This is a genomic window from Streptomyces venezuelae (assembly GCF_008642275.1).
Taxonomy (GTDB): domain Bacteria; phylum Actinomycetota; class Actinomycetes; order Streptomycetales; family Streptomycetaceae; genus Streptomyces; species Streptomyces venezuelae_E.
In genome coordinates, this window is sequence record NZ_CP029189.1 from 5,727,132 (window position 1) to 5,739,033 (window position 11,902).

Genomic DNA, 11,902 nt, shown 5'->3' on the forward strand with positions numbered 1-11,902 from the left:
GGTCAGCGCCAGTGGCGTACCGGTCCGCCGCCGGCGTTCCGGTCACGGGCCACCTTTACCGCGACCCACGGGCCCAGAACGAAGACGTTCCCGTCCTCGAACTCCAGCCGTTTCCGCCGCCCCCGCAACTCCCTTACATCCCGCACCCGGTGCGGGATGCCGCCCACGGCGATCACATCACCTCGCCGCACCCCATCGGGCATGACCTCCAGGGTCTGCATCACGCGCTGCATATCCGGCCCTCCTAACGCCGAGGTGCAAGACTTCGCTTGTTGGCCTCTCGGACTTTGGCCAGCAGCGCCTCATGGCAGGCGACGCCAACAGCCGCGTCTTCGGACGGTTCGGTCTGCTCCTCCGGCTCGGGCGCCGTTGACTCCTCGGTCACTGGACGCTCTTCCTCAGAGCCGCCGCCAACTTCCACGCCACATCGGCACGGCAGCAGCCGAGTTCCACCAGCGGCGACAGATAGTCGCTCGTCAGGGACACCAGATCGACCCCGAGCGACGGCAGCACCACATCCACCCCCGCCAGCGCCTCGCGCAACTCGTCCCGTGCCGCCTCTGCCTCCCGCGTCTTCTCCGCCGAGCGCCCGCTCTTGCCCGCGTCCATGTCTGCTTGCCTCCTTGCCGATCACTGTCTTTCAGCGATGAGCATGGAGGCGTAGCGCTACGCTCACCAGGGGTAACGGTTTTCGGAGCATCGGAACGAAAACAGGAGTCGTCAGTGCCCGCACCGAAAGAACTCGACCCGAGCGCCTCCCTCGCCGCGCTCTACGGTGCGAAGCTGCGCAAGCTGCGCATCCGCGCCGGGCTCACGCAGCGGCAGCTCGGCGACAAGGTTCCGATCGCTCACAGCAGGATCGCCCAGTTCGAGCTGGGTAACGACACCCCTCCCGAGGACGTCAACGTCAAGTTGGACGGGTTACTCAATGCCGACGGCGACCTGGTCGATCTCTGGGGGCACATCAAGCGGACGCCGTACCCCGACTGGGCGCAGAAGTTCATGGCCTATGAGGCGAGGGCGAGCGCCATGCACAAGTACATGGCCCACAGCGTGCCTGGTCTCCTTCAGACCGAGGCCTATGCCCGCGAACTGCTCAGGCTTGGCCTGCCTTGGTGTACAGGTGCCGAGGTGGAGGAGAAGGTGGCTGCGCGGATGGAACGGCAAGCGCTCCTTCAGCGCAAGCAGCCGCCTTTGCTCTGGGTAGTGCTCGATGAAGCGGTGATCCGTCGGCCAGTTGGCGGGGGACCAGTCATGAGGGAGCAGTTGGCCAGAGTTGCCGAGGCTGCGTTGACTCCGCGTATCGAGATCCAGGTGCTGCCATTCGGTGCGGGCGGTCACTCGGCCATGGGAGGTTCTCTCACTGTACTGTCGTTCGAGAACGGGCCTGACGTGGCCTATCTGGAAGCCGGTCACTCCGGTGAACTGGTGGAGGACAGGGCCATGGTGGCGCAGCACTCGTATCGTTACGATCTTGTGCATGCCCAGGGTCTGTCCCCCGAGGCGTCAACCGCTTTGATCCGGAAGGCGATGAAGGAGTTCGCATCATGAGTGCCGCAGGGATAGACACGTCGATCCTGTCTTGGCGCAAGAGCACCTACAGCGATGGCGGCGGCGGTGACTGCGTGGAGGTCGCCGACTGCGTCCCCGGCGTCGTCCCCGTTCGGGACAGCAAGGCGCCCGCCGGGCCCGTGATCCTCGTCGGGGACGTGGCCTGGAGTGCCTTCGTGCGGCACGTCCGAGAGGTGTAGGGCGGGCTGCCGCCGGGGCGCGGAATCCTGGACCCCGGTGCGGCGCGGCGCCCTTCAAAGGAGCGGGAGAGAACCCACCCAACCAAACCCGGGCCCCAACTCCCCTCGCCACACGATCGGGTGAAGGACGCGACGCGGACCCTGACCGGTGGGGTACGGTCGGCCGCAACAACCCCATACACACAGACGGCCCCCGACAGGACTGCAATCCTGACGAGGGCCTGACCGATCCGGAAGAGTAGACCTTCCCGATGGCTGATCCGCAGTCTAACGCGGTCGCGCCCGCGCGCCCCGCGAATCCGATCCCCGCCGACGCGCCCAGCGCCGGCGTGATCCACTTCCGTCATCGCCACATCGACCGGTTCACGGTCGTCGGCAATCACTTGGCCCAGCATCCGCAGCTCTCCGCCGTCGCGATCGGGCTTGCCGTCTACATCCAGTCCGTTCCGGACGGGGTCAGCGTGACCGCCAAGGCCCTCACCCTCCGCTTCCGCGAGGGCGAGATCACCATCCGCAGGGCCCTCAACGAGCTTGAGGAAGCCGGGTATCTGGAGCGGCGGCGGATTCCCCTCGGCGGCGGCCGGTTCGCGACCCGCACTCTTGCGTATGACAAGCCCGGCTGTGTCGTAGTTCCCGAGGCCGCGCCAGTTCCGCAGCAACCCACTGTGCCCCGCACCGACCCCGAGCCCGCCCCGCCCGCCCCCACGGGACCGGCGGCGGACCTCCTGGCCCGACTGCGGACGGTCGACGCCCGCCTGATCCTCTCGGTGCGGGACGTCCAGCGGCTGAGCCCCGCCGTCGAGGAGTGGCTCGCCCGGCATGCGACCACCGAGCAGATCACCCGCACCCTCACCGCCAACCTGCCTCCCGCACCGGTCCCCATCCACCACCCGCCCCGCTTCCTGGAGCACCGACTCACCACCCTTCTGCCACCCCCGCTCCCGGTGGCCGCACCTGAGCCGCACCGCCCACGGCCCGCGCCCTTCATCACGTGCGACGGCTGCGAACGCGCCTTCCGCAGCAACGTTCCTGACGCCCGGTGCGGGGACTGCGGGCCCGCTCCGGACCGGTCCGTCGCGTGAGTACGTGCGCCCGCTCCTGATGGATCCGGGCTTTGCCCTGGTCAGGACAGGGGAGAACGGTGATCATGGAGTGACTGTCAGTGGGGGCCCGTAACGTCGAGCGAGTCAGTCACCGACCGTGGCCGCCTGCCCCCGTCTCTGGAGTGTCGCCCGACCATGACGTCCACCGCGCCGTACGCCTCCACCTCCCTCGCCGACCTCCTGCCCGCCGTCCGCTACGCCGATCCGCAACTCCTCGCCGCCCGGCTGGAAGACGTACGGCTTCCGCTCGGCTGGTGGCACGCAACACCGTTGATGGAGATCGAGCGCGTCATCGGCGCCGAGGCGCTCAGCCACCAGGTGGCGCAGGCGCTGCGGTCCCTGTGGCCGCACGTGGAGCTCGGGGACGTGGTTCCCGTACTGCGACTGCTCGGGAGCCCGGGAGTCGAGCCGGGCAAGACGGTGGCGCAGGTCGCCCGGGAGGCCGGGCCCGGGGTCGTGGACGGGGACCGGGTGCTCGCGGCGGTGTTCGGCGCGATCCTCGACCGGCTGCACCAGCGCGGCGTACCTCGGGAGGAGAGCGAGGGAGCATGCGTACGGGACGCCGTGTCCGTGATCGCCCGGTGGCTGCCGGCGGACGCACCGGCCGAGGTGCGTGCCGCGCTCGCCGTGCTCCAGGGGTTGGAGGAGCAGCCCGAGGACGAGCCGGTGCCGCAACCGGTGGCGGTGCCGGTGGCGGTCCCCGAGGCCGTCGAGGCGCCGAGCGGGGAGCAGCCCGAGTACGCGGAACTTCCGGCGCCGCGTGAGGCCTTCGACGACCACGAACCGGCCGTGGAGGCCGAGGACCCGGACGTCGTCGACGCTCCAGTTCCGGCGGCCACCGCCGCCCCCGCGCTGATGGCCGAGCCGTTCGCCGCGCTGACGCGCCTGGTCGGCGGCTGGGACGAGCGCGCGCTCGTGATCGCCGGGCAGCGGATGTTCGCCGACGAGCCGGTGAAGCTCCAGGACCTGGGCGAGCGGTTCTCCGTCAGCCGGGAGCGGGTCCGGCAGTTGGAGCGCGCCGTCGCCGACTCGCTCACGCAGTGGATGGTGGCCGACGAGGACGGCCGGGCCTTCGCCGGGCACCTGGCCGCCGTGGCCGAACGGCTCGGCACCGTCGGCCAGGTGGCCGAGGTGCACGCGCTGCACCCGGACCACGCCCGCACCGTGGAGGCGGTGGGCGTGCCGCTCGGGGACGTCGTGGCGCGGCTGCTGCCCGGCGGGACCCTCGTCGGGACCTGGATCGTGCAGGGCGACGCTGCGGCCCTGCGGGCGGTCATGCAGGAGGACCTGCTCGCCGCCTGCGGGGACACCCCGTTGGCCTGGGACGAGGCGGTCGCCCTCGGACAGCGGTACGGAGTGCGCCGTGAGGTGCTCGCCGACTGGGCGGCCGACCTCGGACGCTTCCAGGTGCGGGACGGACGGCTGCTGTACTGGGGGCGTTCGCTCAACGACCGCGCCGCCGTCGTGCTCGCCCTGCATGGGAAGCCGATGTCCATGGAGGACATCCACGAACAGCTCGCCGACGGCAGCGCCATCAACAGCATGCGCAACCAGATCTGGACCGACGAGCGCTTCCTCCGCGTCGACCGCAACCTGTACGGACTGCGCGCGTGGGGCGGCGAGGAGTACCTCGGGATCCGGGAGATGATCGCCCGCGAGATCGCCAACGCGGGCGGGGAAGCCGAGGTGAACGTGATCGCCGAGGCCCTCAGCGCCCGCTTCGACGTATCGGCGGCATCGGTCCGCACCAACCTCGGTGGACCCGGCTTCGCCCGCACCCGCCGCGGCTGGGTCCGCGTCGCCGACCAGCCCGGTGAACAGGACGCGCCGTACGTGCCGCGCAACGACGTCGCCGGTACGCGACGCTGCTTCGTCGGAGCCGACGGACGCTGGTGGTACCGGGTGGAACTGACCGCCGACCACCTGCGCGGCTCCGGCTTCCCGGTGCCCGCCGGCTGGGCCGCCCACATCGGCGGAGCCCCGCACCGGGACCCGGTCCCGCTGCGCCACGAGGCGGGGGAGACCTCCCTGGCCTGGCGGGCCCAGCCCACCTTCGGCTCGGTGAAGCCGCTGCTGGAGCACATCGGGGCGACCGCGGGCGACCAGGTTTTCCTCAACGTGACCGACGGCCACCTCAGCGCGCTGCGGCTGCCCACGCCGGCGGACGGACCCGGTCCCGACGGCGGCGCCGCCCGGCTCACCGGCTGGACGGCCGCGGTGACTCCGGCGGAGGCGGTGGAGGTGATCGCACGGCGGATCGGGATGGAGCCCGGCCAGGAAGGTCATGCACTGCTGGAGCGGCTGGCCGAGCGCGGGGACAAGGACATCGCCGAACTGCTCGAACGGGCCTTGTCAGGAGCCGTACCGGCCTTCTGACGTCAGCGGTGCTCGATAGCATCGCAACCGTGACCGGCTGTCACGGTCCGGGCGGCGTCGGCCGCGCTGTGGGGAGGGGCCCGCGAGGGCACCGCGCGAGGGACGGAAGAGGGATGCACTGATGGCGACGGGCAAGACCGCCGAAGGGGCGAGGAGCGGGAGCGGCTCCCTGGAGGAGGACCTCCTCCAGCGGGTCCGCGAGGTGGCGCAGGACTTCGTCCCGGCGTCCTCGTACGAGATCCGGGACGACCTGGGCGAGCTCATCAGCCGGGACCTGCTGGGCCCGTGGGACGGACCGGACGAGGAGTTCGACCACCGGGCGGCCGGTCCCCGCGACCGGTACCTCGTCGGGCGGATCGGCCCGAAGCGGGCCCTGAGCACCACCCTCGCCGCTGCCGACGAGCAGCTCCTCGACGACTCCGACGGGGAGGGCGACGGCACCGACCAGGGACTCCCGGAACGGCTCACCGCCCAGAACGCGGGGCGGATGTGGGCCTCGTCGATGGGCCTGATGTTCGGCCTCCCGGCGACGGACGACGCGGCGGCGGTGACCGTACGGGTGCGCTGGGGCCAGTACCACCGCTCGCAGGTCCTGAACGAGGAAGGCGTCGCGCGGTCCACCTGGACCCGGGAGCAGGTGGAGAAGCTCGTCACCGTCCCGGTCGACGGAGCGCCCCGCCAGGTCCTGCCGCTCACCGCCGACCAGGAGGACGCCCCCGGCGTACGGCTGGTCGCGGAGGTACGCAACCGGCCGGGTGCCGCGGGACCGAGCCGCGTCGTCGAGCTGTCGCTCGTCAACGCGCAGGACGAACCCCAGCAGGCCAAGGACGCGGCCTGGCTGTTCCAGGCCGAGCTGCACGTCACCGCGGCCGACGGCGGGGCGCCGGTCTTCCTGCCGATCTCCGACCCGCTGGACGAGGCCGAGGAGGCCGCCCAGGACGGCCTGGGCGCGGCCGACCTGGAAGAGCAGCACCTGACGCTGCTGTACCGCAACCACCTGAAGCACGCGGCGGGCCGCAACGTGGCCGTGGCGGTCGCCCTCGACAAGGGCGAGCGCCGCGCCCACGCCCTCACGACCACCTGGCTGCCGGTCCACGACGTGCCGGCCACGATCGCCCCGACCGGGGCCGACGCGCAGCACCTGGACGGCATCGAGCTGTCCATGGACGAACTCGCCGTGCTGCCCCCGGCCGCGCTGAGCGAGGCCCTGGCTCCGCTCGCCAACGGCTACAGCGCCTGGCTCGACGAGCGCGAGGCGCAGGCGGAGCAGCTGACCGGGGCGCTGCGCACCAGTGCCCTCGACGCGGTGTCCCGGGCCCGGGACGTCGCCGTCCGGATCACCCTCGGCGTGGACGCCCTCGCGGACCCCGAACGCCCCGAGGTGCTGGAAGCGTTCCGCTTCGCCAACCGGGCGATGGCCCTGCAGCGCAAGCACACCGCCATCGCGGCGCTGCGGGAGCGGGAGGGCGTCACCTTCCAGGAGGCCAAGAAGCGCATCGACGCCAAGGGTGCGGAAGCCGCATCGTGGCGCCCGTTCCAGCTGGCCTTCGTCCTCCTCAACCTCCGGGCGCTGGCCGACCCGACGCTGAAGGAGCGCGAGGCGGGTCCGGACGGCATCGTCGACCTGCTCTTCTTCCCGACCGGTGGCGGCAAGACCGAGGCCTACCTCGGGCTCGCCGCCTTCACCTTCGCCATCCGCCGCCTCCAGGGGACGATCGGCACGGGGGAGGACGCCCGAAGCGGCGAGGCCGGCGTCGCCGTGCTGATGCGGTACACCCTGCGGCTGCTGACCGCCCAGCAGTTCCAGCGGGCGGCGGCGCTGATCTGCGCCGCCGAAGTGCTGCGCCGCGAGGCCTACGACGGCGGCGACGTCCGCTGGGGGACCACCCCCTTCCGGATCGGCCTCTGGGTGGGCGGTGCGGTCTCCCCGAACAGTTTCGACGAGGCCCAGAAGCAGATCGGCGAGGCCAAGGACGCCGGGGACGGCAAGGGCGCCAAGGTGCTCCAGACGCTGGCCTGCCCCTGGTGCGGCTCCGCACTGAGTGCCCAGCGTGACCTGCACGCCGACGACGACCTGCGCCGCGTCCTGCTCTACTGTCCCAACGGCGAGGGCAAGCAGGCCTGTCCGTTCTCGCAGCGCCGTTCGCCGGGTGAGGGACTGCCCATCCTGACGGTGGACGAGGAGATCTACCGGCTGGCCCCCAGCCTGCTGATCGCCACCGTCGACAAGCTGGCCCAGCTGCCCTGGCGCGGCCAGGCCGGCATGCTGTTCGGGCGGGTCTCCGACCTCTGCCCCAGGCACGGCTACCGGCACGCGGACCTCGACACCCGCACCAAGTGCGGGGACAAGCACCAGGCCAAGGGCAAGCACCCGGCCGTGAAGAGCAAGCCGGTGACGCGGCTGCGCCCGCCGGACCTGATCATCCAGGACGAACTCCACCTGATCTCGGGCGCGCTGGGCACCACCGTCGGCCTCTTCGAAGCGGCCGTCGACGAGCTGTGCGGCTGGCAAGCACAGGACGCCTACGGCACCACCGTCCGCGTCGGCCCCAAGATCGTGGCCTCGACGGCGACGACCAAGCGGTCGGCGGACCAGATCAGCGGCGTCTTCGCCCGTAAGTCGGCGATCTTCCCGCCCCAGGTCATCGACATCGGCGACACCTTCTTCTCCCAGCAGGTCGAGCTGTCGAAGGAGGCGCCGGGGCGGCGCTACCTGGGCATCTGCGCCCACGGCGTCCGTATGAAGCAGGCCGAGATCAGGGTCGCCGAGATCCTCTTCCTGGCCGGCCAGACCCTCTTCGACCGGCACGGCAAGCCCGCCGACCCCTACATGACGCTCGTCGGCTACTTCAACGCCACGCGGGAACTCGCCGGTATGCGGCGCTTCCTCGACGACGACATCGCCACCCGCGTACGCATCCACGGTACCCGCAAGGGCCTGTCGAACCGCCTCCTGCGCCGCACGGAGATGCTGTCCGTCCAGGAGCTGACCTCGCGCATCTCCTCCGCGGACATCACGGAGGTGCTGTCCCGGCTGGAAGTGTCCTTCGACGAGTCCATGGACACCACCGTGCGGCGGCAGGCGGTCGCCGACGAGCTGCGCGAGGCCGCCCAGCACAAGCAGCGCATCGACTTCTCGAAGCTCGGGCTGCGCAACGAGGGCACGGGAGCGGTCGACGCGGTGATCGCCACGTCCATGCTCCAGGTGGGGGTCGACGTCTCCCGCTTCGGCCTCATGATGGTCGTCGGCCAGCCCAAGAACACCGCCGAGTACATCCAGGCGTCCTCGCGCGTGGGCCGCACCGCCGAACGCCCGGGCCTGGTGGTCACGCTCTACAACTGGACGCGGCCGCGCGACCTGGCGCACTTCGAGAACTTCGGGCACTACCACGCCACCTTCTACCGGCAGGTCGAAGCCCTCTCCGTCACCCCGTTCGCCCGCCGGTCCCTGGACCGGACGACGGCGGCGGCGTGGATCGCCGCCGTGCGCAACGCGACCACGCCCCACTCCCGCAACCACGACGCCTACGACCTCGACCTCGACGGCCCCGTCGCGCAGCAGGTCACCGGGCGGTTCCTGGCCCGCGCCGAGACCGTCGGCGGGCCGCGCGCCCGCAAGTACCTCGCGGAACGCATCGAAGTCCTCAAGGACGCCTGGGCGCACAAGAAGCAGGGCTCAGCACGCCTCGGATACGAGGAGGCGGCCTGGCAGGGCCAGCGGCTCAGCGGGCTGCTCAACAGGGCCACCGGCGCCACCTGGGACGAGCTCACGGTCGCGCAGTCGATGCGCGAGACGGAGAACGAGATCAACCTGCTGGTGCCGGGAGCCGGCCTCTACGACGTGGTCGGCGGAGCACCCGCATGGAGCTACGCGCCCGGGGCGGGCCAGTCCGGCGCCGACGGCGAGGACTCGCCCGAGGGAGACGAAACGGGCGCCGTACTGGACGGCAAGGCCGCCACGGCAGGCGGGCAGGGGAAGAAGGCGTGAGCATGACGGACAAGACACAGCACCGGCGCCGGGTCGGATCCGTACGCCCCAGCCACCTGATGTACACGGGCGGTGTGGGCGCTCTGGTCGACCTGCCCAACTTCGCCGTCCTGGTGCGGGGCATCGACGACTGGCAGTACGACGCGTTCGAGTGGGCGGACCTGAAGGAACCGCGGCTGCTGCGGGCCGTGAACGGCCTGATTGGAGACCCGTACGGCGCCCAGGTCACCCAGTTGCGGCCCGCGCCCTGGACGGACGGCACGGACAGCGACCCCAACGGCCCCGCATCCCGGGTCGGCGTCCCCGTCCTGCCCTTCCCCCAGTGGCTGCGCTGTACCGCGTGCAACGCCCTCGGCGGCCTCGACTCCAAGATCTTCAAGTTCGAGAACGCCAAGCCCCGGCGCCCCGACCAGGCGCGCTTCTTCCACGACAACTGCACCGCCAAGCGCAAGGGCAAGCGCCCGCTCGCCGTCGCGGCGCGCTTCGTCCTGGTCTGCCAGGCCGGACACCTGGACGACTTCCCCTACGCGTCGTTCGTCCACCGCGGCGGGAACTGCGCGGAGGCCAGCCACCCGCGGCTGGAGATGCTCGACCACGGCGGCAACCAGGCGGCCAACGTCAAGGTGCGCTGCGTGAACTGCAGCAGCGAGCGCAACATCCGCGACGCCATGGGACAGCGCGGCGAGATCACCCTGCCCCACTGCCGGGGCCGCCACCCCCACCTGGCGACCTTCGACCCGGCAGGCTGCAAGCAGCGGCCCAAGCCGCTCGTCATCGGTGCCTCGAACCAGTGGTTCGCGCAGACGCTGAGTGTCCTGGCGGTGCCGCCGACCAGCGGCAGCGCCCTGCAGGGCAAGGTGGAACAGCTCTGGGAGCAGTTGCAGAAGGCGAAGTCGCAGGAGTTCCTCGACATGGTCTGGGAGCTCCCGCAGTTCAAGCCGCTGCACCAGTGGAGCCAGTCCGAGGTGTTCGAAGCCATCGAGGCGCACCGCGCCGCGGCCGCGGAGACCCAGTCCTCGGAGGCCGTCTCGTACCCGGACCTGCTCACCCCCGAGTGGGAGATCTTCACCAGTCCGCAGCTTCCCGAGCCGACCGAGGACTTCGCGCTGCGCGACGTAACTGTACCGGCGGCCCTCAACGGGGTCTTCTCCCACGTCGTCCAGGCGGAACGGCTGCGGGAAGTACGGGCGCTGATCGGGTTCACCCGGCTCGACGCCCCGGACCCGGAAGACCCCACTCTGGTGGCCCGCGCGCCGCTCTCCCGCAGCCGAGTCCCCGCCTGGGTGCCGGCCAGCGAGGTGCGGGGCGAGGGCATCTTCCTGAGGGTCTCGGACGAGCTGATGGCCGACTGGGAGCAGCGGGTGGCCGACACGGCGGCGCTCAAGGCGCACCGCGACGCCTACGTGGAATTCCGCCGCAACCGCTACTCGGGCCGTGTCGAGGACACCGACGACCCGCTGCGCGGCTGGCCGGGCGCGCGGTACATCGCGCTGCACACGCTGTCGCACCTGCTGATCCGGGCCATCTCGCTGGAATGCGGCTACTCCTCGGCGAGCCTCTCCGAGCGGATCTACGCAGGCCGCGAGGACGACCGGCGCACCGGCATCCTGATCTACACCGCGGTCCCCGACGCCGAGGGGACCCTGGGCGGTCTGGTGGCCCTGGCCGAACCGGAGAAGTTCAGCAGGGTCGTGCGGCGCGCGCTCCACGACGCCGAGCGGTGCTCCTCCGACCCGCTGTGCGCGGACCGGTTGCCCCACCCGCCGCACGAGGACTTCCTGCACGGCGCCGCATGCCACGTCTGCCTGTTCGTGTCCGAGACCACTTGTGAGCGCGGCAACCGGTTCCTGGACCGGCGGTTCATAGTGCCGATCGACGACCCGGACCTGGTGCTCCTCAAGGGCCTCACATGAGATGGGCGCGGCTGCTCAAGGCCGCCGCGGAGGCGGAGGCGGCCGCAGGGGTCCTCGCGCTGGGCGCACTGGCCGACGGCATAGCGGCCGGACAGCCCCGCGCCGCGCTGCTCACGGTCCGGTCGGCCTCCGCCTACACGGAGGCGGCGGCTGCCGTGCTCGATGCGATGGACGCGGAGGGCCTGTCCCGGGCGGAAGCGGCGGCCTGCCTGCACGGGCTGGCCGCGGGCTACGCGCAGCGCGACCGGGAGCAGGAGGTCTCCCTGGTGTGGAGCGGCCCCTCCTCCCACCGGGTGCCCGTACGGTCCACGGACCGGGCGCTCCTGGGGCTGATCGCCGAGGCACGTACAGAGCTGATCCTCATGACCTACTCCGCGCGGCGGTACCCGCCGCTGACGCGGTCGTTGCAGGATGCCGCGGCCCGGGGCGTCGGCATGGACATCGTCGTCGAGACGCTCCAGGGGGCGGGCAGCGCCCTGTCCGGCGCCGAGCCGGCGAGCGCGTTCACCGGTGTGCCGGGAGCACGCCTGTGGCACTGGCCCCTGGACAAGAGGGCGGAGCCCGGGGCCAAGACACACGCGAAACTGGCCGTGGCCGACCGGAAGACGCTGCTGACGACCAGCGCCAACTTCACGCAATCCGGAGTGGACCGCAACATCGAGGCCGGAACGCTCATCAGAGGAGGCTCCGCGCCGGCTCGGGCCGCGGAACACATAGCGGAGCTCCAGCGCACGGGAGTCCTCCAGCGCTACTGGTGACGTCCAGCGGGCC

At 71.4% G+C, this 11,902-nt stretch carries 9 protein-coding genes; 7 read left to right on the forward strand and 2 right to left on the reverse strand.

The annotated features are described in order from the left end of the window. Positions 1-2 precede the first annotated feature (2 nt). Positions 3-233 (reverse strand): hypothetical protein, encoded by a 231-nt coding sequence (locus DEJ51_RS25525; protein ID WP_150259949.1) that lies wholly within the window; start codon positions 231-233, stop codon positions 3-5. Between the two features lie 148 nt (positions 234-381). Beyond that, the gene (locus tag DEJ51_RS25530; RefSeq protein WP_150259950.1) at positions 382-609 is read right to left on the reverse strand and encodes a hypothetical protein; all 228 of its coding nucleotides are present in this window, start codon (positions 607-609) and stop codon (positions 382-384) included. A gap of 114 nt (positions 610-723) precedes the next feature. Between DEJ51_RS25530 and DEJ51_RS25535 the strand changes: the two genes are divergently transcribed. The 7 genes from DEJ51_RS25535 (at position 724) to drmC (ending at position 11,889) form a co-directional block, all read left to right on the forward strand. After that, positions 724-1,551, forward strand: coding sequence for a helix-turn-helix domain-containing protein (locus DEJ51_RS25535; RefSeq protein WP_150259951.1), 828 nt, complete (start codon positions 724-726; stop codon positions 1,549-1,551). After that, positions 1,548-1,751, forward strand: a complete 204-nt coding sequence (locus DEJ51_RS25540) for a DUF397 domain-containing protein (protein ID WP_150259952.1) — start codon at positions 1,548-1,550, stop codon at positions 1,749-1,751. Before DEJ51_RS25535 ends, DEJ51_RS25540 begins: the two co-directional genes overlap by 4 nt. Before the next feature lie 251 nt (positions 1,752-2,002). Then, positions 2,003-2,833, forward strand: a complete 831-nt coding sequence (locus DEJ51_RS25545) for a hypothetical protein (RefSeq protein WP_150259953.1) — start codon at positions 2,003-2,005, stop codon at positions 2,831-2,833. Between the two features lie 156 nt (positions 2,834-2,989). Continuing rightward, positions 2,990-5,230: a hypothetical protein gene (locus DEJ51_RS25550; protein WP_150259954.1), complete on the forward strand. Its 2,241-nt coding sequence runs from the start codon at positions 2,990-2,992 to the stop codon at positions 5,228-5,230. Between the two features lie 121 nt (positions 5,231-5,351). Then, a complete protein-coding gene (gene drmA / locus DEJ51_RS25555) occupies positions 5,352-9,218 on the forward strand; it encodes a DISARM system helicase DrmA (RefSeq protein WP_150259955.1) in 3,867 nt (1,288 codons plus the stop codon). A gap of 2 nt (positions 9,219-9,220) precedes the next feature. Further along, positions 9,221-11,131 (forward strand): DUF1998 domain-containing protein, encoded by a 1,911-nt coding sequence (gene drmB, locus DEJ51_RS25560; protein ID WP_150259956.1) that lies wholly within the window; start codon positions 9,221-9,223, stop codon positions 11,129-11,131. Next, complete coding sequence (gene drmC / locus DEJ51_RS25565) at positions 11,128-11,889, forward strand: DISARM system phospholipase D-like protein DrmC (protein ID WP_150259957.1); 762 nt, start codon at positions 11,128-11,130, stop codon at positions 11,887-11,889. Before drmB ends, drmC begins: the two co-directional genes overlap by 4 nt. The last annotated feature ends 13 nt before the right edge of the window (positions 11,890-11,902 follow it).

What these genes read in the sequence shown, in the direction of transcription:
- DEJ51_RS25525 (WP_150259949.1), bottom strand. Translation starts at nt 233, where the DNA reads ATGCAGCGCGTGATGCAGACCCTGGAGGTCATGCCCGATGGGGTGCGG.
- DEJ51_RS25530 (WP_150259950.1), bottom strand. Translation starts at nt 609, where the DNA reads ATGGACGCGGGCAAGAGCGGGCGCTCGGCGGAGAAGACGCGGGAGGCA.
- DEJ51_RS25540 (WP_150259952.1), top strand. Translation starts at nt 1,548, where the DNA reads ATGAGTGCCGCAGGGATAGACACGTCGATCCTGTCTTGGCGCAAGAGC.
- DEJ51_RS25545 (WP_150259953.1), top strand. Translation starts at nt 2,003, where the DNA reads ATGGCTGATCCGCAGTCTAACGCGGTCGCGCCCGCGCGCCCCGCGAAT.
- DEJ51_RS25550 (WP_150259954.1), top strand. Translation starts at nt 2,990, where the DNA reads ATGACGTCCACCGCGCCGTACGCCTCCACCTCCCTCGCCGACCTCCTG.
- drmA (WP_150259955.1), top strand. Translation starts at nt 5,352, where the DNA reads ATGGCGACGGGCAAGACCGCCGAAGGGGCGAGGAGCGGGAGCGGCTCC.
- drmB (WP_150259956.1), top strand. Translation starts at nt 9,221, where the DNA reads ATGACGGACAAGACACAGCACCGGCGCCGGGTCGGATCCGTACGCCCC.
- drmC (WP_150259957.1), top strand. Translation starts at nt 11,128, where the DNA reads ATGAGATGGGCGCGGCTGCTCAAGGCCGCCGCGGAGGCGGAGGCGGCC.